This window comes from Roseateles sp., assembly GCF_965229315.1.
Taxonomy (GTDB): domain Bacteria; phylum Pseudomonadota; class Gammaproteobacteria; order Burkholderiales; family Burkholderiaceae_C; genus Pelomonas.
The window spans coordinates 1,181,324-1,200,242 of sequence record NZ_CBDDJA010000002.1; the positions used below are offsets into that span (position 1 = coordinate 1,181,324).

Here is an 18,919-nt window from a genome sequence, read left to right on the forward strand (position 1 = left end):
TTTCAGACTTCCGGAGGTTACTTGGCCGCCATCCTTCCCGCCGACGACGCGAACCGCGTTGATCGAAGCGAACCTGAGCCCAACGCCATGAAGCCGCCGCCGCCGCGCCGCCGTGTCGCTCCGTGGGCTGACGGGTTGTTCGCCGCCCTGTCGCAGGGCGCCGCCTGGCTGACGCTGGCCTTGATGGTCGGCATCATCGGCTCGCTCATCATCGGCGCCGCGCCCGCGCTGAAGGCCTTCGGCCTGGGCTTCCTGACGAGTGCGGAGTGGGACCCGGTGCAGGAGAAGTTCGGCGGCCTGGTGATGATCTACGGCACGCTGGCCAGCTCGTTCATCGCGCTGATCATCGCCGTGCCGGTCAGCTTCGGCATCGCCATCTTCCTGACCGAACTGTCGCCCAGCTGGCTCAAGCGGCCGCTCGGCATTGCCGTCGAGCTGCTGGCCGCCGTGCCCTCCATCGTCTACGGCATGTGGGGCCTGCTGGTGTTCGGCCCCATCCTGGCCACGTTCGTGCAGCAGCCGCTGCAGGCCGTGTTCGCCGGCGTGCCCTACATCGGCGCGTTGTTCTCCGGACCGCCGGTCGGCATCGGCATCCTGTCGGCCGGCATCATCCTGGCCATCATGATCATCCCGTTCATCGCCTCGGTGATGCGGGACGTGTTCGAGGTCACGCCGCCGATGCTGAAGGAAAGCGCCTACGGCCTGGGTGCGACGACCTGGGAGGTCGTCTCCCGCGTCGTGCTGCCGTACACCAAGACCGGCGTGGTGGGCGGCATCATGCTGGGCCTGGGCCGCGCTTTGGGCGAGACGATGGCGGTCACCTTCGTCATCGGCAACATGAACCAGCTCAATTCGCTGTCCGTCTTCGAGGCGGCCAACAGCATCACCTCCACGCTGGCCAACGAGTTCGCCGAAGCCGGCGAGGGCTTGCACCAGGCCTCGCTGATGTACCTCGGCCTGGTGCTCTTCCTCATCACCTTCGTCGTGCTGACGATCTCCAAGCTGCTGCTGGCACGCCTGAAGAAGAACGAAGGAGCGCGCTCATGAGCACCCCGCTGGCTGCTCGCCGCCTGGCGATGCACAACAAACGCAAGCGCGTTAATTTCGTCGCGCTGGCCTTGTCGCTGGGGGCCATGGCCTTCGGCGTGTTCTGGCTGATCTGGATCCTGTTCGAGACCATCTACCTCGGCATCGGTGGCCTGAGCCTGGCCACGTTCACCGAGATGACGCCGCCGCCGCAGGCAGAGGGCGGCGGCCTGGCGAATGCCATCTTCGGCAGCTTCGTCATGGTGGGCCTGGCCACACTGGTGGGCACACCCATCGGCATCCTGGCCGGCGTGTACCTGGCCGAGTACGGGCAGAAGACCTGGCTGGGCAGCGCGGTGCGCTTCATCAATGACATCCTGCTGTCGGCCCCGTCCATCGTCGTGGGCCTGTTCGTCTACGCCGTGGTCGTGGCCAAGCTGAAGAGCTTCTCCGGCCTGGCCGGGGCGCTGGCGCTGGCGCTGCTGGTCATTCCCGTCGTCATCCGCACGACCGAGAACATGCTCAGCCTCGTGCCCAACGCGCTGCGCGAAGCCGCCTACGCCCTCGGCACGCCGAAGTGGAAGGTCATCCTCGCGATCACGCTGAAGGCCGCCCGCGCGGGCGTCATCACCGGCATCCTGCTGGCGCTGGCCCGCGTGTCCGGCGAGACGGCGCCACTGCTGTTCACGGCACTGTCCAACCAGTTCTGGACCAGTGATGTCAGCGCACCGATGGCCAGCCTGCCGGTCACGATCTTCAAGTTCGCGATGAGCCCCTACGAGAACTGGCAGAAGCTGGCCTGGGCCGGCGTCTTCCTGATCACCATGGGCGTGCTGCTGCTGAACATCCTCGCCCGCGTGCTCTTCAAGAACAAACACTAAGGACTCACCATGGACGTCAAAGTCGATATGCCCGTGGGCGAGCGCGCCAAGCTCTCGGTGCGCAACCTGAACTTCTATTACGGCAACTTCCACGCGCTGAAGAACATCAACCTCGACATCCCCGAGAAGAAGGTCACCGCCTTCATCGGCCCGTCGGGCTGCGGCAAGAGCACGCTGCTGCGCACGCTCAACCGCATGTTCGAGCTCTACCCCGAGCAGCGCGCCGAAGGCGAGATCCTGCTGGACGGCGAGAACATCCTCGCGAGCAAGGACGACGTCTCGCTGATCCGCGCCAAGGTCGGCATGGTCTTTCAGAAGCCCACGCCGTTCCCCATGTCCATCTACGACAACATCGCCTTCGGCGTGCGCCTGTTCGAGACGCTGCCGCGCGTGGAGATGGACGAGCGCGTGGAGTGGGCGCTCAAAAAAGCGGCCCTGTGGACCGAGGTGAAGGACAAGCTCAACCAGAGCGGCTCGGGCCTGTCCGGCGGCCAGCAGCAGCGCCTGTGCATCGCCCGCGGCATCGCCATCAAGCCCGAGGTGCTGCTGCTGGATGAGCCCTGCTCGGCGCTGGACCCGATCTCCACCGGCAAGATCGAAGAGCTGATCCACGAACTGAAGAGCGATTACACCGTCGCCATCGTGACCCACAACATGCAGCAGGCCGCGCGCTGTTCGGACTACACGGCCTACATGTACCTGGGCGACCTGATCGAGTTCGGCCCCACGGCCGAGCTGTTCATGAAGCCCAAGCGCAAGGACACGGAAGACTACATCACCGGCCGCTTCGGCTGACCGGCCGGTCCCCGAGTCCGGCCCAGCGCCAAGAACAACAGGAGTTCATATGGTTGACAAGCATCTTTCGACCCAGTTCGATACCGAGCTCAGCGGCATCTCCACGCGCGTGCTGGAGATGGGCGGCCTCGTCGAAGCCCAGGTCGCCCAGGCCGTGCAGGCGCTGGTGGACTTCAGCGCGGAGTCGGCCGACGACGTGCTGGCCAAGGAAGGCCGCGTGAATGCGATGGAAGTCGAGATCGACCGCGATCTCTCCACCATCATCGCGCGCCGCCAGCCCACGGCGCGCGACCTGCGCCTGCTGATCGCGATCAGCAAGAGCATCGCCAACCTCGAACGCGTGGGCGACGAGGCCGCGCGCATCGCACGCACCGTGCAGCGCCTGGTGTCCAGCGGCGTCTCCAGCCGCATGCGCCTGCCGATGTCCGACCTGGCCTACGAGGCCGAGCTGGCGACCAGCCAGCTGCGCAAGGCGCTGGACGCCTTCGCCCGGCTGGACGTCGAGCGTGCGCTGGACGTGCTCAAGCATGACGACGAGATCGACAAGGAGTTCGACGGCCTGCTGCGCAAGCTCATCACCTACATGATGGAAGACCCGCGCACCATCTCCTCGTCCATCGACCTGGTGTTCGTCGCCAAGGCCATCGAGCGTGTGGGCGACCACGCCAAGAACCTGGCCGAAGTCATCATCTACGTGGTCAAGGGGCAGGACGTGCGGCACAACTCCGTCGAAGCCGTCGAGACCATGGTCCGGTGAAGGAGTCGATCACATGAGCCGAATCCTTGTGGTGGAAGACGAATCGGCGATTGCCGAGCTGATCTCCATCAACCTTCGCCATGCAGGCTTCGAGGTGACCATCGCCGGCAGTTCGGCGGCGGCGCAGTACGAGGTGGACCGCGTGCTGCCGGACCTGGTCGTGCTGGACTGGATGTTGCCGGGGCAGAGCGGCGTGGCACTGGCTCGCCAGTGGCGCGGCGCAGCGCGAACGAAGGAGCTGCCCGTCATCATGCTGACGGCGCGTGCCGACGAGAGCGACAAGATCTCGGGCCTGGATGCCGGCGCCGACGACTACATCACCAAGCCGTTCTCGACGAACGAATTGCTCGCCCGCATCCGCGCCGTGCTGCGCCGCAAGGCGCCCGAGGCGCTGGACAGCGCGGTCGAGGTGGGCCCGCTGCTGCTGGACCCGGGCACGCGCCGTGTCAGCCGCGAAGGCATCGAGGTCAAGCTCGGCCCCACCGAGTTCCGCCTGCTGCACTTTTTGATGACGCACCCCGAGCGCGTGCACAGCCGCTCGCAGCTGCTGGACCGTGTCTGGGGCGACCACGTCTTCATCGAGGAGCGCACCATCGACGTCCACGTCAAGCGGCTGCGCGAGGCGCTGGAGCGCGTGCAGTGCGCCCGCATGATCGAGACCGTGCGCGGCGCCGGTTACCGGTTGACGCAGCACAGCAGCGCGCTGTCCGCCTGAGGCTTTTCCCGACTTCATGGCCTGGTTGCTGCCCCGATTGCTGCTGGCTTGCCTGGCAGCGCTGTTCGGCTTCGTCATCGGTGTGGCCGTGCGTGCGGCGACGGGCCTGGACAGCCTCGCGCTCGGGCTGGGGTCGGCCACCGGCGTCAGCCTGCTGCTGATCGTCGATGCGGTGCGCGGCAACCGGCTGCTGAACTGGCTGCGCGGCACCCAGCAGGACAGCGCACCGCGCGACACCGGCCTGTGGGGCGAACTGGGCTACCGGGTCGAGCGCGCGATGCGCGACCGTGATCGTGCACTGGCGCGGGGCCGGCTGGAGCTGGAGCAGTTCCTGTCCGCCATCGAAGCCTCGCCCAACGGCGTGCTGATGCTGGACATCAAGGAGCACATCGTCTGGTGCAACCATGCGGCGGCCGACCATTTCGCGCTGGACCCGAAGCGCGACCTGCACCAGCGCATCACCAACCTCGTGCGGGCGCCGGCCTTCGTGGCCTACCTGCAGGCCGGCCGCTACAGCGAGCCGCTGGTGCTGGGCAACGGGCGCGGGCCGGGCACGCTGTCCATCGTCGTGCGCGAATATGGCGACGGCATGCGCCTGGTGCTGTCGCTGGACATCACCGAGCGCGTGCGCAACGAGGCGATGCGGCGCGACTTCGTCGCCAACGTGTCGCACGAGATCCGCACGCCGCTGACCGTGCTGTCGGGTTTCATCGAAACGCAGCAGAACCTGCCGCTGACGACCGCGGAGCGTGACCGCGTGCTCGTGCTGATGACCCAGCAGACGCAGCGCATGCAGACCCTGGTGGCCGACCTGCTCACGCTGGCGCAGCTCGAAGGCAGCCCGCGCCCGGGGCCGGACCGCTGGGTCGGACTGGACGGTCTGCTGCTGCGCGTGGCGGCCGATGCCGAGGCGTTGTCGGCCCACCGGCACACGCTGCGGCTCAAGCCCGCAACCGGCGTCGAGCTGGCGGGCATCGAGAGCGAGCTGCTCAGCGCCATCGCCAACCTCGTCACCAACGCCGTGCGCTACACGCCGGACGGCGGCGAGATCGAAGTCACCTGGCGGGTGCTGGAAGGCGGCAGCGGCGAGCTGGCCGTCGTCGACACCGGCCTGGGCATCGCGCGCGAACACATCCCGCGGCTGACCGAGCGTTTCTACCGCGTGGACGGTAGCCGCTCGCGCGAGACCGGCGGCACCGGCCTGGGGCTGTCCATCGTCAAGCATGTCATGCAGCGCCATGGCGGCGAGCTGCTGATCCAGAGCGAGGTGGGCAAGGGCTCGCGGTTCCGCCTCGTGTTCCCGGCGGCCCGCGTGCGACATGCCAACGACACGCCGCTGGGCGACGAGGCCGCGTTCAGCGGCGGGGCCATTTCAGCGGACCACTGAGCCGATCACTGACGCTGCAACAGCACCAGGCCGGCCGTGCCGCTGCGGTCCGTCGGGCGCTTGACCTGGGCGACGACCTGCCAGCCGCGAGGCGTCGGCTGCCCGGCGCTGATGACGGCATGCCGGCAGGTCGATGCCTCCAGCGCGCCGCGGCCCTGGACCTGCCAGCCGCCATGCCACTCCAGCGCCGCCAGCGTGGCGAGGTTCTGGCCGGGCGCGGCCAGGCACTGGGCGCTGGCCGGCATGCGGGCCTTCAGCCGCGCCACCAGCGGCGCCAGGCTGCGGGCGTAGTCCAGCGGCGGCAGCAGCAGGCTCATGACCAGCAGCCAGCCCAGAGCGACACCTCCCGCGGGCAGTGCCAGGCTCTTCCACAGCGCATGCCGGTGGCGCGCCGTGCGCCAGCGCACCAGGGCCAGCCAGGCGGCCGTCGCCGCGATGGCCAGCAGCAGCGCGACGGCGCTGAACTCCGGCTCGAAGCCCTCGGCCAGCCGGCGCAGGTTGGCCAGCGGGCGTGGCGGCCAGCCCGTGTGCATGGACAGGTAGTAGAGCCAGAAGAACAGCGCCGCCGCGCTGAAGAAGAACACGGAGAACCAGTCTACGGCCGCGGAGAACCCGCGGCTCAGCGTCGGCAGCGCGAAGGCGGCGAGGATGGCCAGCGACGGCAGGGCGAGCAGCAGCGCGCGCTCCGAGCCATCCATGGCGATGCAGGCGGCCAGTGGCACCAGCAGCGCGATGGCCGGCACCGTGATGTGCCGGCGCAGGCCATGCCTGCGCCAGCGCCACAGCGTCCACAGTGCCAGCGGCCCGGCGGGCCAGCAGAACCACGCCAGCAGGCTGAGCAGCGAGCCCACCTGCACGTCGTGCCGCACGCGCCAGGCCCAGCCGTCGAACGCCCAGGCTGCCAGCACGGCCAGCGCCAGCGCACCGATCAGCCAGATGCGCTGCGTCTTGGCCTCGTCGTAGCTGGAGCGGTGGTTCAGCAGCACGCCCAGCAGGCCCAGCATGCAGGCCACCGCGGGCGCTCCGCTGGCGGCCAGCACGGGCAGCGACAGGATCACCGCGGCCCGCGAGCGCCCACGGCGATAGGGCGCCGCCGCCAGCCCGTACAGGTAGACCGACACGGCCAGCAGCTGCACCAGCTCCGGCGTCGTCTCGTGACCCAGTTGCAGCAGGCCCAGCGATGCCATCAGCGCCAGCAGCGCGCCATCGGCCAGCGCACGGGCGTAGTCGACGGCCTGGGCTTCGCCGCCGAAAGCGAAGGCCACCGGCTGCGCGGCGTCGGTGCGCGCGAGGTGAAGGCAGGTGTACCAGACGGCCACCAGCACGCCCACCAGCACCAGTGCATACGGCAGCCGGGCTGCGATCGGGGCGTCCAGAAAAGGCAGCGCCTTGATCGCGAGCGCGCCCAGCCAGTAGGGCAGGGGGCCGCCTTCGGCCGGGATGCCGGCGATGGCCGGCTGCCACCACGGGGCGCGGCCCTCGGCAATGCTGGCCATGAAGCCGAAGGACGTCAGGTCGGCATTGCGCCACGGGTCGCGGCCGAAGATGCCGGGCAGCACGTAGGCCGCGCACAGCAGCAGCAGGGCCAGGCGGGGCAGGCGCTCGACGCCGCGCTCGGCGACGATGGCGGGAGTGGGGAGGTTCACGCGCGAAAGTTCGATGGAACGGCCGGCATGATGCCGTCAAACGGCGTCACGCATGAAAAATGGGCCCAAAAGCAAAAGGGCAGCGAATGCTGCCCTTTGACGTTGGTGCGGCGGAACAGCCGCAACCCATCACTTCTTGAGGTGAGCGAACTTGTTGCGGAACTTCTCGACGCGACCACCGAGGTTGTCGATGCTCTTTTGCGTGCCCGTGTAGAAGGGGTGCGACTCGCTGGTGGTTTCCAGCTTCACCAGCGGCAGCTTCTTGCCGTCGATCTCGATGGAGTCCTTCGTCTGCAGCGTGGAGCGCGTGACGAACTGGAAACCGTTGGACTGGTCGACGAACACGACGTCGCGATAGTTGGGGTGAATGCCTTCTTTCATGGGAACCTCTTGGCCGCTGGGGCTTGTTTGTCGGGAGCCACGCCAACGATGTGAATCGCTTGGTCGGCGCACTTTCCGAAGGTGTCTGGGGCGGAAAACCCGCGATTGTAGCGGGCTTCCTGGCGGTTTGGCTAGCCGGGCTGAAGTTACCCGCCGCGCCGCATCATGTCGAAGAAGTCCAGGTTGTTCTTCGACGCCTTCATCTTGTCGAGGATGAACTCCATCGCCTCGATCTCGTCCATGTTGTAGAGCAGCTTGCGCAGGATCCAGCTCTTTTGCAGGATCTCGGGCTTGAGCAGCAACTCCTCGCGGCGCGTGCTGGACTTGTTGATGAGGATGGACGGGTAGACGCGCTTTTCGGCCATGCGGCGATCCAGATGGATTTCGCAGTTGCCCGTGCCCTTGAATTCCTCGTAGATCACCTGGTCCATCAGCGAGCCGGTGTCGACCAGCGCCGTGCCGATGATGGTCAGCGAGCCGCCTTCCTCGATGTTGCGCGCCGCGCCGAAGAAGCGCTTGGGGCGCTGCAGCGCGTTGGAGTCCAGGCCGCCCGACATGACCTTGCCCGATGACGGCAGCACGTTGTTGTACGCGCGGGCCAGGCGGGTGATCGAGTCCAGCAGGATGATCACGTCCTTCTTCAGCTCCACCAGGCGCTTGGCGCGCTCGATGACCATCTCGGCCACCTGCACGTGGCGGGCGGCGGGCTCGTCGAAGGTCGAGCTGATGACCTCGCCGCGCACCGTGCGGATCATCTCGGTCACTTCTTCCGGGCGCTCGTCGACGAGCAGCACGATGAGGTGGCAGTCCGGCGCGTTGGCGACGAGGGCATGCGCGATGCTCTTCATCATCTCGGTCTTGCCGGTCTTGGGCTGGGCGACGATCAGCGCGCGCTGGCCTTTGCCCAGAGGCGCCACCAGGTCGACGATGCGGCCGGTGATGTTCTCTTCGCCCTTGAACCCTTCACGCTCGAGCTTGAACTGCTCCTTGGGGAACAAGGGCGTCAGGTTCTCGAACATGATCTTGTTCTTGCTCTCCTCCGGCGTCTGGTTGTTGACGCGGTCGACCTTGACCAGCGCGAAGTAGCGTTCGCCGTCCTTGGGCACGCGCACCTCGCCTTCCACCAGGTCACCGGTGTGCAGGTTGAAGCGGCGGATCTGGCTGGGCGACAGGTAGATGTCGTCCGTGGAGGCCATGTAGCTGGCCTCGATCGAGCGCAGGAAGCCGAAGCCGTCAGGCAGGACTTCAAGCACGCCATCGCCAAAGACCTGCTCGCCGGCCTTGGCGCGCTTCTTCATGATGGCGAACATCAGCTCCTGCTTGCGCAGGCGGCTGACGTTGTCGATCTCCAGTTCCTCGCCCATCGTGATGAGGGCGGAAACGTGGAGCGCTTTGAGTTCGGAAAGATGCATGGGTGAACACCCGTCAGGGGCCGCAGCGCCAGCCAAGGCGCAACGGCGAATCCACGGCCGCCCCTGGAATGACCGAAAGGCTACCGTTCAGACATCGAACGGCGCGACTTCAGACGACATGCGTTGGGGAGGGGGAGCCGAGGCCACGCTGGCTGGGCTCCCGATCCAAGATCGAGAAGCCCGGGGCGTGGTGGCTTTGGCTGCTGCAGCGGGGCGCCGGGAGGCGCAGCGTGCGCTGCAGCAGTTGGACGCGATTATAGGTTCGCGTCGAGGAATGCGGTCAACTGGGCCTTGGAAAGGGCGCCGACCTTGGTGGCGGCGAGCTGGCCGTCCTTGAACAGCATCAGTGTCGGGATGCCACGGATGCCGAACTTGGCGGGCACTTCACGGTTCTCGTCGACGTTCATCTTGGCGACTTGCAGCTTGTCGCCGTAGCCGGTAGCCACTTCGTCGAGGATGGGGGCGATCATCTTGCACGGGCCGCACCACTCGGCCCAGTAGTCCACCAGGACCGGCTTGCCGGACTTGATCACGTCGTTGTCGAACGACGCGTCGGAAACATGTTTGATCAGTTCGCTGCTCATGGAGTGGGTCCTTGGCCTGAAAGGGAGTGGCGGCCGCCGTGTTGGCGCTGTCCACAAAGGCAAAATGATTTTGACACAGCGCCTTTGTCCGGACAGCCGCAAGGTTGGGCGGCGAAGGCGGAAGACTTGAGGGCGGGAGGCCTGGATTGCAAGCCTTGGATCTCGGCCTCGCGGCCGGTGAAGACATCGACACCTTCTGGCGCCGCGTCGCCAGCACCTGCGCCGGCTGGCTGGCTGCGCAGGGCGCGAGCCCGCGTGACGCGGTGCTGCTGCTGCCGTTCGCCCAGCAACTCGCCCCGGCCCGTCGTGCCTGGCTGGCCCGTGGCGGCTGGCAGCCGCTGCTCGCGACCACGCGCAGCCTCGCATCCGCCCTTGGCCCCACACCGCTGCCGATGCCGGAGCAGATCAGCGGCGACGCGCCGGTCGACGCGCTCGCCGCCGACAGGCTGCTGAGCGAGCAGACCTGGGCGCAGGCGCTCAAGCACGACGAGCCGCGCGCCTACCGGCTGGCGCTGGCCCGCCTGGTCGAGACGGCGCATGCCTTCCAGCGCGCCGCCGGCCAGCGCGACCCGGCCGCGCGCTCTGCCTGGTTCGACGCGGCCCGCCAGCACCTGGTGGCGGACGCCGTCGGCGGGACCGAGCGCGCGCTGACCTGGGTGGCGCTGGAGTGGGCCGCGGCCGACGACCGCGTGCCGGCCACCGATGCGCTGTTCCGCCACCGCCCCAGCGCCTGGATCGCGCTGCAGGCCGGCGGCCCCGACCCGCTCGCGCAGGCCCTGCTCGCGCAAGCCGCCGTCCCGGCGTTGTGGCTGAACGCCGACCTCGACCTGGACCAACTCGCCGAGCCCGCTGCCCGCGTCGAGGAAGCCTTGTGCGCCGACTTCGAATCCCTGGCCCAGGCCAGCGCCGTCGCCGTGTTGCAGCACCTGGCGGCCGGCCGAGCGCCGGTTGCGGTGATCGCGCAGGACCGCGTCGTGGTGCGCCGCGTGCGGGCGTTGCTCGGGCGCCAGGGCGTGCCGCTGCATGACGAGACCGGCTGGACGCTGGCGACCACACCCGCCGCCTCCACGCTGATGGCCCTGCTGCGCGCGGCGCTGTGCGGTGGCGCGGTGGACGACTGGCTCGCCTGGCTCAAGCTCAGCGCGGAGCCGTCCGCCGCGCTGGATGCGCTGGATGCGCTCGAAGCGCTGTGCCGGCGCCACCGCATCCGCCGCGCCGAGTCGCTGGACGCATGGGACAAGCTGCCCGCCAAGGCGCTGTGGCAGGCCAGGCGTCAGGCGCTCGCGCCGCTCGGCAGCGGCGGCCGGCGTCCGCTGGTTCAGTGGCTCTTCGACCTCAAGCGCGCGCTCGGCGCCGAGCCGCTGGCCGGGCTGGAGGGCAGCGCCGGCGTGCTGGACGCGCTCTGGCTGTCCCGCAACCCCTGGCCGGGCAGCGCGCATGAGGACGTGCTGAAAAGCGCCCGGCTGGACGGCAGTGGGTTCCTCGCCTGGGTGAGCGACGTGCTCGAAGCCGGGCAGTTCACCCCGGAAGACGCCGGCCATGCCCCGGTCGTCATCACGCCGCTGGTGCGGGCCATGCTGCGGCCCTTCGGGGCCCTCGTGCTGCCCGGTGCCGATGCCGACACGCTGGGCCGCCCGGGCCGGTCACTGAGCCTGCTCAGCGACGCCGATGCCGCCGCGCTGGGCCTGCCCACGCAGGCCCGGCAGCGCGAAGCCGAGGCGCAGGCCTTTTCGCAGGCGCTGCGTGCGCCGGCGCTGACGCTGCTGCGCTGCACGCGGGCCGGCGCCGAGCCACTGTCGCCCAGCCCGTTGATCGAGCGCCTGGTCGCTGCCGCCCGCCGCGCCGGGCGCGAGTCGCCGCTGCAGCCCTGGGTGGACGAGCGCCAGCCGGTGCTGATCGCGCCCCAGCCTGTGCTGCGCGCCCGGGCACTGGGGGCGCCGCTGCCGGCCACGCTCAGCGCCAGCGCGGTGGAGGCGCTGCGCCGCTGCCCCTACCAGTTCTTCAGCCGCCATGTGCTGGGCCTCCAGGACGCTGACGAACTGGAGGCCGAGGTGCAGAAGCGCGACTACGGCACCTGGCTGCACGCCGTGCTGCACCGCTTCCACACGCAGCGCGAGCCGGGGGATGTGACGCCTCAATTGCGCGCCGCGGCGCAGGCGGAGAGCCTCGGCCTGGACGAGGCCGACTTCCTGCCCTGGCACGCCAGCTTCGAGCGCCTGCTGCCGCGCTACGTGCTGTGGCTGGGCCATGCCGAACTCCATGGGCTCACGTTTGCCGACGGCGAGCTGGACCGCCAATGCAAGCCCTTCGATGGCGCGCTGGCTGACCTCGTGCTGCGTGGCCGCATCGACCGCATCGACACCACGGCCGAGGGCCAGCGTGTGCTGCTGGACTACAAGACCGGCAGCGTCACCAGCCTGAAGAGCCGCGTGGCCGAGCCGCTGGAGGACACGCAGATGGCCGTCTACGCGCTGCTGATGGACGCCGCACCCGACCTGTCCGCGGCCTACCTGGCGCTGGATGACCCCGGCGGCGTGGTGACCGTGGAGCACCCTGACGTGACCGCCACGGCCGAAGTGCTGCGCGAGGGCCTGCAGTCCGACCTGCTGCAGCTGCTTCGAGGCGAGCCCATGGTGGCGCTCGGTGAAGGCAGCGCCTGCGAACACTGTGAAGCGCGTGGCCTGTGCCGCCGTGACGATTGGGCGGCCGCATGAGCTACGCCTACTACGCCGACGGCGCGCTGGTCCGCCGGGAGCGCTTCTACACGCTGGCTTGCGACCCGACGCGCAGCGCCGTCGTCGAAGCCTGCGCCGGCGCCGGCAAGACCTGGATGCTGGTGTCGCGCATCCTGCGCGCGCTGCTGGCCGGCGCGCAGCCGCAGGAGATCGTCGCCATCACCTTCACCCGCAAGGCCGCGGGCGAGATGCGCGAACGGCTGCTGGAGTGGCTGGCGGAATTCGCCTCGGCCGACGAGCCACGACGCGTGGCCGAACTGATGGCTCGCGGCATGAGCGAAGCCGAGGCCCGCGCCGCCGCACCCCGATTGGCCGCGCTGCAGGACGAGCTGCTGCGGGGTGGCCGGCCGGTGGAGATCCGCACCTTCCACGGCTGGTTCTCGCAGCTGCTGCGTGCGGCGCCACTGGCGGTGCTGCAGGCCGAGGGCTTGTCCGCCGAGCTGCAGCTCATCGAGGACGAAGCCGAGCTGATGCCGCAACTGTGGCGGCGCTTCCATGCCCGCGTGCTGGCAGGCGAAGAACTGGCCGCCGCCTTCCAGGCGCTGACCGATACGCGCGGCCGGCACAACCTGCGCGAATGGCTGCTGGCCGCCTTCGGCAAGCGCGTGGAGCTGCGGCTGGCGTCGCGTGCCGGCGTGCTGGCCGGCAGCCTGCCGGACGTGGCCGAGCCCCTGGCCGCGCTCGCGCCGCTTCGACCTCATCTGGCCGCGTTGGCGGTGCAGCTCGGCGGCGCCAAAGGTGTCAAGGCGAAGGACGCGGCGACCGGCATCGAGCAGGCCTTGGCGCTGTCCGACGAAGCCGCCTTCCCGGCGCTCTGGGCCGCGCTCTTCACCAAGACCGGCACCGCGAAGAAAGGCCTGGGCGACTCGCCCGCGCAGCTGCACGCCTGCGCCGCGCTGGAGGCCATCGCCTCGGATATCGCGCAGCACGAGGCGGCCGTCGAGCACGCGCGCATGGCGCAGCTGGCCGAGGTGATGGTGGCCGAGTTCGAGGCGCTGAAGCGCGAGCGCGGCCTCGTCGACATGAACGACCTGGAGCGCGGCGCGCTGGCGCTGCTGTCCAGGCCCGAGCTGGCCGGCTGGGTGCAGCAGCGGCTGGATGCGCGCGTGCGCCACCTGCTCATCGACGAGTTCCAGGACACCAGCCCGCTGCAGTGGCAGGCGCTGCACGGCTGGCTCAGCGCCTACGCCGGCGCGGGCGGCGGGCAAATCTCGGTGTTCATCGTCGGCGACCCCAAGCAGAGCATCTACCGCTTCCGCCGCGCCGAGCCGCGCGTGTTCGCCGCCGCAGGCGACTTCGTGCGCGAGGGCCTGGCCGGCGTGAGCCTGGCCTGCGACCACACGCGGCGCAACGCGCCCGAGGTGCTGGCGGCGGTGAACGCGGTCTTCGAGGGGCAGATGTCGGGGTTCAGGCCGCACACGACGGAGCAGGACGCTGACGACGCGGCAGGGCTGTTCTCGCTGGATGGCGAAGCGGCCGCCGCGGCCGACGCCGATGTTGACCCCGACCGCTGGCGCCCCAGCCTGACCGAGCCGCGCGTGGAGGCCGAGGTGGCGCGGCGTGCGCCGGAGTGCGAGCGCGTGGCCCACGCCATCCGCGCGCTGCTGGCCGAAGGCCTGCGGCCCAAGGACATCTTCGTGCTGGCCCGCAAGCGCGCGCCGCTGCGCCAGATGGCCGAGGCGCTGCTGGCCGCCGGCATCCCGCACGCCGCGCCCGAGGACAACCGGCTGGCCGACCTGCCCGACGCGCAAGACCTGATCGCGCTGCTGGACGCGCTGGCGTCGCCCGGCCATGCGCTGTCGCTGGCGCGCGCGCTGCGCAGCCCGCTGTTCGGCGTCGACGAGGCGGACCTGCTGCAGTTGGCGGCCGCCGCCGGCACGGCCGCCTGGCTGGGCGCCGCGCCGCGTGACCGCCGCAGCTGGTGGACGGCGCTGGCGGAGCTGGGCGACACCAGCCCCGCGCTCGCTCGCGCCCGCCGGCTGCTGCTGGCCTGGCGCGAGGCCGCCACTCGCTGCACGCCGCACGAGCTGCTGGACCGCATCGTCCACGAGGGCGAGTTGATCCCACGCGTGCTGGCCACGGCGCCGCCGTCGGAAGCACCGCAGCGCCTGCGCACCATCAACGCGCTGCTGCAGGCCGCACTGGAACTGGACGGTGGGCGCTTTGCCGAGCTGTACGGCTTCGTGCGGGCGCTCAAGAGCCGCAGCCCCAAGCTGCTGCCCGCGCCGGCCGACGACGCTGTGCAGCTGCTGACCGTGCACGGCGCCAAGGGTCTGGAGGCCGAGGTCGTCATCCTGCTGGATGCCGATGCCGCGCCGCCGCGCGCCGAGACGCTGTCGCTGGCCTGCGACTGGCCCGTCGAGTCGCCGGCACCGGCGCGGCTGGCCTTCCTGGTGTCCGAACGCCGCCCACCGCCGGCGCTGGCCCAGCTCGTCGAGGATGAGCGCATGCTGCGGGAGCGCGAGGAGCTGAACGCGCTCTATGTGGCGATGACGCGGGCGCGGCGGCGGCTCATCGTCAGCCGCACACCGCCTCGGCGAGGCACCCCCGATGCAAGTTGGTGGGCACGGTTGTCACCGCTGGCCCGGCCGCTGGCGGTGACGGCCGGTGATGACGCGCCGTTGGACCTGCCCGCACCCTGGCATTGGCCGCTGCCCGTCTGGGCCGCGCCGCCCGCGCCGGTGGCCACGGGCGAGGCGCGCGATGCGGCGCAGGCCAACCTCGGCGAGGCGCTGCACCGCGTGCTGGAGTGGGCGAGCGCTGCGGGCCAGACACAGCCGCTAGGCGCGCTGATCGCTGCATCCGGCCAGGCCTTTGCGCTGGATGCCGCGGCCCGCGAGCGCCTGGCCACGGCGGCCGACGCCATCCTGCAAAGCGCCGACTGCCGACCGTTCTTCGACCCGGCCCGCCTGCGCTGGGCGGGCAACGAGGTTGCCGTCAACGCCGCCGGCGAGGAGCGCCGCATCGACCGGCTGGTGCTGCTGGACGATGGCGTCTGGTGGGTGCTGGACTACAAGCTCGGCGCCACGCCCGAGCACGAGCCGACGTACCTGGCACAGATGTGCAGCTATGTCGCGGCGGTGCAAAACCTGCAGCCGGGCGAGCCTGTGCGCGCCGCTTTGATCAGCGGCACCGGCCGCTTCGTTCCGGTGGGCTAGAATCATTGGCTTGATCGGGGCGTAGCGCAGCCTGGTAGCGCATCTGCTTTGGGAGCAGAGGGTCGCGAGTTCGAATCCCGCCGCCCCGACCAAACCTTTTCCACAACCCGCCGCTGGCCCTGTGCCTCGGCGGGTTTGTCTTTTGTGAGTCCCCCGTCTTCCGGGTGATGTCCCCTGGGGCATCCCTATGCCCGACCGAGCGGTCGGCCAGGACAATCCCTGGCTTTTGCTCCCAAACCCGGCGCGGCCAGAAGCTGCGCCCGAGACCCATGGCAATCCAAAACCTGACCGACGAGCAGATCGCCACCTGGACACGCGCCCAGAAGGACGAGTGGTGGTTCAAGAACGTGTACCGCGGCGACATGGCCCAGCTCACGCTGCGCTCCGGGCTGACCGGTTTCCTGCTCGGCGGCATCCTGTCGGCCACCGGCCTGTACATCGGCGCCAAGACGGGCCTGTCGCTGGGCGTGGGCCTCACGTCGGTGATCCTCGCATTCGCGCTGTTCCGCTCCATGGCGGCGGCGGGGCTGGCCAAGGACTACACCATCCTCGAGAACAACTGCACCCAGTCCATCGCCACGGCGGCGGGCTACGTGGTGTCGCCGTTGATCTCCAGCCTGCCGGCCTACATGCTGGTCACGGGCGTCATCCCGCCGTGGTGGCAGATGGCGATCTGGATGTTCGTCATCGCGCTGGTGGGCGTGCTGCTGGCCTTCCCGCTGAAGCGACGCTTCATCAATGAAGACCAGGCCCCTTTCCCGGAAGGCCGTGCCTGCGGCGTCGTCATGGATTCGCTGTACGACGGCCGGGGCGACGAAGGCGTGTTCAAGGCCAAGCTGCTGGGCGGCGTCAGCCTGTTCGCGGCGCTGTACCAGGCCATCATCAGCGACGGCTGGATGAAGCTGGTGCAGTTCAAGATCCTCATGATGGACAAGTGGGCCGGCATGGTCGAGCCCTGGTACCTGCATGAGCGGCTGGACGACTACTACTACGCCTGGGCCGCCAAGGCCGATGGCTTCATCCCGCACATCCTGGGCACGACGTTCAAGACGCTGGGCCTGCGCCTGACGCTGGACGTGGCCGTCATCGGCGTGGGCGGCCTGATGGGCCTGGCGATCGCGGGCAGCTGCTTCCTGGGCGCCTTCATCAACTTCGTCATCCTGGCGCCGCTGATGATCCAGATGGGCGACATCGCGCCGCGCCTGGGCGTCAATGGCCAGCTCGTGCCGCTGAGCCGCGTGGAGATCGTCAACCAGTGGTCGCTGTGGTGGGGCGTGACGATGATGGTCGTGGGCGCGCTGGTGTCGCTGCTGGCCAAGCCCGAGATCTTCAAGGGCCTGTTCAAGAAGCGTGCGCCCAAGGTCGCCGACAACGGCGTCGACCTGCTCAAGGACATCGAGGTGCCGCTGTGGATCAGCTATGTCGGCATTCCCGTCGTCGGCCTGCTGGGCAGCTATGTCACGCACCTGTTCTTCGGCGTGCCGCTGTGGATGGCCATCGTGTCGCTGCCGCTGATCTTCGTGCTGAGCATCATCTGCACGAACTCGATGGCGCTGACGTCCTGGACGCCCACCGGTGCGCTGTCCAAGATCACGCAGTTCACGATGGGCGCGCTGGATCGCAGCAACCCGGCGTCCAACCTGTTGCCTGCCGGCATGACCGCCGAGATCGCCGCCAACTCGGCCAACCTGTTGTCCGACATCAAGCCCGGCTACATGCTGGGCGGCAAGCCGCGCCACCAGGCCATCGGCCACGTCATCGGCAACCTGGCCGGCGTGCTGGTCTGCTCGCCGCTGTTCATGCTGCTGTTCCTGCGGCCCGATGCCAACGGCAATCTGAGCACCGCCAGCATGGTGTCGGACTCCTTCGGCTTCCCCGCCGCGCTGCAGTGGAAGGGCGTGGCCGACATCATCGCCCGCGGGCTGACGAGCCTGCCGTCGTCGGTGCTCGTGTCCATGGCCGTCGCGGCCGTGGCCGCCATCGCGATGGAAGTGGCCCGCATCAAGACCAAGGGCAAGTTCCAGCTGTCCGCCGTGGCCACCGGTCTGGGCGTGGTGTTGCCGCCGGAATCCGTGATCGGCATGTTCGCCGGCGCGCTGATGTTCTGGGTGATGAACCGCAAGTACAGCAAGCGCCAGGGCAGCACCGGCCACCGCGTCTGGGTCGAAGGCATGGAGCCGATCTGCGCCGGCCTGATCTCCGGTGCCGCGCTGATGGGCATCGGCAACGCGATCCTCAACGTGGTCATCTGATAATCACGTGTTCCGTCTGCCCATAGCTCAACTGGATAGAGCACCAGCCTTCTAAGCTGGGGGTTCCAAGTTCGATTCTTGGTGGGCAGGCCATCACTGCGGTGGCTGCAGGCGATGGCGTGATTCGCGCCTGCGGTGTCTGTCCTGCACTGGGGCTGGGGCCGCAGCGCTCAGGCGTAGGCGTTCACGTGCCGCCCCACCGAGCCCTCGGTCGCCAGCGCCGGCTGCTGCGGCAGCGCGCCGAGCAGGGCGAGCGCGCCGTCCGCCTGGATGTCGATGGCCTTGCGCAGCACCAGCAGGTTCACCGCGTCGGCCGTGTCTCCCTGGGCATACCTCGACGCGAGGTTGACGCTGGTGGCGTTGGCGATGTCCATCCTGGGCATATCGGCACACCCGCCCGTGACCTTGAGGTCCGCCAACGTAAAGCCTTGGTCGATGCGGCGCCGTCCTACGCAGCCGACAAGCAATCCGGCCGACCCTACGCATGCCTGCTCCTCCCTCCCTGAGCAGGCGCCCGCCGGCAAGTGCGGGTGTTCTCCCCGGCCCCCGTGCCGGGGTTCTTTTTTGTGCGGTGGCTATCCCCCTTTGGAGGGATGCGGCGGGGGATACGTCGGCCAGCCCCCCCTGCGGCCCACCCCTGATGCCCCCCTAAGAGCGATAGCTCCGCTGCGGACCGCCGTCGAGACTGGCGTCATCGACATCGGAGCCCCGCATGCAAACCCAACTCGCCGCCCTTGCCCAGTCTTCCGTCTTGCAGTTGCGGGAGGCCATCCGCCGTGTGACGCTCGTGCACGTCGCCGCCGCGCAGCAGCGGGATGAACAGGAACTGCTGGCCGGCGTGGAGGTCAGCGAGTCGACCTGGCGCGAATGGGAAGAGACCACCATCGACGTCCACCAGATCAAGGCCTGATGTGATGGAAGCCTCTCGCTACACCGCAGCCCAGGTCAGCCAGTGGGCGTTCGATCCTGAAACGGCCCGCATCAGCGCGTTCGACGCCGAGGGCCGCGTGTTGATGGTCATCGCCACGAACCCGCTGTTCGGCGCCCGGCTGGCCGCCGCCTTCGGCACGCCGGCCGCCAGCACGCTGCAACCGGCCGCGCCTGGCTCGTGGGGCGCCGTGGTGGAGCTGGCCAGGAGCTGGCGCAACACCACGGCGGCGAGCCCGCTGGACGCCGCGGCCTGACGGGCA

Annotated in this window: 16 protein-coding genes and 2 tRNA genes; 13 read left to right on the forward strand and 5 right to left on the reverse strand. The window is 69.3% G+C overall.

Features of this window, described 5'->3' with window-relative positions:
• Positions 1 to 87 precede the first annotated feature (87 nt).
• From pstC to phoR, 6 genes are read left to right on the forward strand one after another with little or no spacing between them, the layout of a single operon-like run.
• Entirely contained in the window at positions 88 to 1,047 is a 960-nt protein-coding gene (gene pstC, locus ACO07H_RS10260; RefSeq protein ID WP_422013717.1) for a phosphate ABC transporter permease subunit PstC, read from the forward strand.
• Positions 1,044 to 1,907 carry a phosphate ABC transporter permease PstA gene (pstA, locus tag ACO07H_RS10265; RefSeq protein WP_422013719.1) on the forward strand — a complete coding sequence of 288 codons (864 nt, stop codon included), beginning with the start codon at positions 1,044 to 1,046 and terminating at the stop codon, positions 1,905 to 1,907. The genes pstC and pstA overlap by 4 nt, the downstream gene beginning before the upstream one ends.
• A 9-nt stretch (positions 1,908 to 1,916) precedes the next feature.
• Positions 1,917 to 2,702, forward strand: a complete 786-nt coding sequence (gene pstB / locus ACO07H_RS10270) for a phosphate ABC transporter ATP-binding protein PstB (RefSeq protein ID WP_422013721.1) — start codon at positions 1,917 to 1,919, stop codon at positions 2,700 to 2,702.
• A gap of 49 nt (positions 2,703 to 2,751) precedes the next feature.
• Positions 2,752 to 3,459, forward strand: coding sequence for a phosphate signaling complex protein PhoU (gene phoU, locus ACO07H_RS10275; RefSeq protein WP_422013723.1), 708 nt, complete (start codon positions 2,752 to 2,754; stop codon positions 3,457 to 3,459).
• Positions 3,460 to 3,472: 13 nt separating this feature from the next.
• Positions 3,473 to 4,174, forward strand: a complete 702-nt coding sequence (gene phoB / locus ACO07H_RS10280; RefSeq protein WP_422013725.1) for a phosphate regulon transcriptional regulator PhoB — start codon at positions 3,473 to 3,475, stop codon at positions 4,172 to 4,174.
• Between the two features lie 16 nt (positions 4,175 to 4,190).
• Positions 4,191 to 5,561: a phosphate regulon sensor histidine kinase PhoR gene (gene phoR, locus ACO07H_RS10285; protein WP_422013727.1), complete on the forward strand. Its 1,371-nt coding sequence runs from the start codon at positions 4,191 to 4,193 to the stop codon at positions 5,559 to 5,561.
• Positions 5,562 to 5,566: 5 nt separating this feature from the next.
• Here the strand turns inward: phoR and ACO07H_RS10290 are convergent, their stop codons facing one another.
• From ACO07H_RS10290 to trxA, 4 genes are all read right to left on the reverse strand, one after another.
• Entirely contained in the window at positions 5,567 to 7,207 is a 1,641-nt protein-coding gene (locus ACO07H_RS10290) for a hypothetical protein (RefSeq protein WP_422013729.1), read from the reverse strand.
• A 129-nt stretch (positions 7,208 to 7,336) separates the two neighbouring features.
• A complete protein-coding gene (locus ACO07H_RS10295; RefSeq protein ID WP_422013731.1) occupies positions 7,337 to 7,588 on the reverse strand; it encodes a type B 50S ribosomal protein L31 in 252 nt (83 codons plus the stop codon).
• A gap of 146 nt (positions 7,589 to 7,734) precedes the next feature.
• Positions 7,735 to 9,000, reverse strand: coding sequence for a transcription termination factor Rho (gene rho / locus ACO07H_RS10300; protein WP_422013733.1), 1,266 nt, complete (start codon positions 8,998 to 9,000; stop codon positions 7,735 to 7,737).
• Between the two features lie 254 nt (positions 9,001 to 9,254).
• Entirely contained in the window at positions 9,255 to 9,584 is a 330-nt protein-coding gene (gene trxA, locus ACO07H_RS10305) for a thioredoxin TrxA (RefSeq protein ID WP_422013735.1), read from the reverse strand.
• Between the two features lie 155 nt (positions 9,585 to 9,739).
• Between trxA and ACO07H_RS10310 the strand changes: the two genes are divergently transcribed.
• The 5 genes from ACO07H_RS10310 (at position 9,740) to ACO07H_RS10330 (ending at position 17,822) form a co-directional block, all read left to right on the forward strand.
• Positions 9,740 to 12,298 carry a PD-(D/E)XK nuclease family protein gene (locus ACO07H_RS10310; RefSeq protein WP_422013737.1) on the forward strand — a complete coding sequence of 853 codons (2,559 nt, stop codon included), beginning with the start codon at positions 9,740 to 9,742 and terminating at the stop codon, positions 12,296 to 12,298.
• Positions 12,295 to 15,477, forward strand: a complete 3,183-nt coding sequence (locus ACO07H_RS10315; RefSeq protein ID WP_422013739.1) for a UvrD-helicase domain-containing protein — start codon at positions 12,295 to 12,297, stop codon at positions 15,475 to 15,477. Before ACO07H_RS10310 ends, ACO07H_RS10315 begins: the two co-directional genes overlap by 4 nt.
• Before the next feature lie 15 nt (positions 15,478 to 15,492).
• Positions 15,493 to 15,569, forward strand: a tRNA-Pro gene (locus tag ACO07H_RS10320).
• Positions 15,570 to 15,746: 177 nt separating this feature from the next.
• Positions 15,747 to 17,729, forward strand: coding sequence for an OPT family oligopeptide transporter (locus ACO07H_RS10325; protein ID WP_422013740.1), 1,983 nt, complete (start codon positions 15,747 to 15,749; stop codon positions 17,727 to 17,729).
• Positions 17,730 to 17,745: 16 nt separating this feature from the next.
• Positions 17,746 to 17,822: transfer RNA gene (locus ACO07H_RS10330), tRNA-Arg, on the forward strand.
• Positions 17,823 to 17,899: 77 nt separating this feature from the next.
• On the opposite strand, the gene ACO07H_RS10335 is transcribed toward ACO07H_RS10330, so the two are convergent.
• Entirely contained in the window at positions 17,900 to 18,103 is a 204-nt protein-coding gene (locus tag ACO07H_RS10335; RefSeq protein WP_422013742.1) for a putative motility protein, read from the reverse strand.
• Positions 18,104 to 18,441: 338 nt separating this feature from the next.
• Here ACO07H_RS10335 and ACO07H_RS10340 point away from each other — a divergent pair, with 338 nt between their 5' ends.
• A complete protein-coding gene (locus ACO07H_RS10340; RefSeq protein ID WP_422013744.1) occupies positions 18,442 to 18,639 on the forward strand; it encodes a hypothetical protein in 198 nt (65 codons plus the stop codon).
• A 4-nt stretch (positions 18,640 to 18,643) separates the two neighbouring features.
• Positions 18,644 to 18,913, forward strand: coding sequence for a hypothetical protein (locus ACO07H_RS10345; protein WP_422013746.1), 270 nt, complete (start codon positions 18,644 to 18,646; stop codon positions 18,911 to 18,913).
• Positions 18,914 to 18,919: the final 6 nt, after the last annotated feature.

Coding starts and splice junctions, on each gene's coding strand:
- ACO07H_RS10295 (WP_422013731.1), bottom strand. CDS start 7,588: ATGAAAGAAGGCATTCACCCCAACTATCGCGACGTCGTGTTCGTCGAC.
- ACO07H_RS10315 (WP_422013739.1), top strand. CDS start 12,295: ATGAGCTACGCCTACTACGCCGACGGCGCGCTGGTCCGCCGGGAGCGC.
- ACO07H_RS10335 (WP_422013742.1), bottom strand. CDS start 18,103: ATGGACATCGCCAACGCCACCAGCGTCAACCTCGCGTCGAGGTATGCC.
- phoB (WP_422013725.1), top strand. CDS start 3,473: ATGAGCCGAATCCTTGTGGTGGAAGACGAATCGGCGATTGCCGAGCTG.
- ACO07H_RS10325 (WP_422013740.1), top strand. CDS start 15,747: ATGGCAATCCAAAACCTGACCGACGAGCAGATCGCCACCTGGACACGC.
- ACO07H_RS10340 (WP_422013744.1), top strand. CDS start 18,442: ATGCAAACCCAACTCGCCGCCCTTGCCCAGTCTTCCGTCTTGCAGTTG.
- pstC (WP_422013717.1), top strand. CDS start 88: ATGAAGCCGCCGCCGCCGCGCCGCCGTGTCGCTCCGTGGGCTGACGGG.
- phoU (WP_422013723.1), top strand. CDS start 2,752: ATGGTTGACAAGCATCTTTCGACCCAGTTCGATACCGAGCTCAGCGGC.
- trxA (WP_422013735.1), bottom strand. CDS start 9,584: ATGAGCAGCGAACTGATCAAACATGTTTCCGACGCGTCGTTCGACAAC.
- pstA (WP_422013719.1), top strand. CDS start 1,044: ATGAGCACCCCGCTGGCTGCTCGCCGCCTGGCGATGCACAACAAACGC.
- rho (WP_422013733.1), bottom strand. CDS start 9,000: ATGCATCTTTCCGAACTCAAAGCGCTCCACGTTTCCGCCCTCATCACG.
- phoR (WP_422013727.1), top strand. CDS start 4,191: ATGGCCTGGTTGCTGCCCCGATTGCTGCTGGCTTGCCTGGCAGCGCTG.
- ACO07H_RS10345 (WP_422013746.1), top strand. CDS start 18,644: ATGGAAGCCTCTCGCTACACCGCAGCCCAGGTCAGCCAGTGGGCGTTC.
- pstB (WP_422013721.1), top strand. CDS start 1,917: ATGGACGTCAAAGTCGATATGCCCGTGGGCGAGCGCGCCAAGCTCTCG.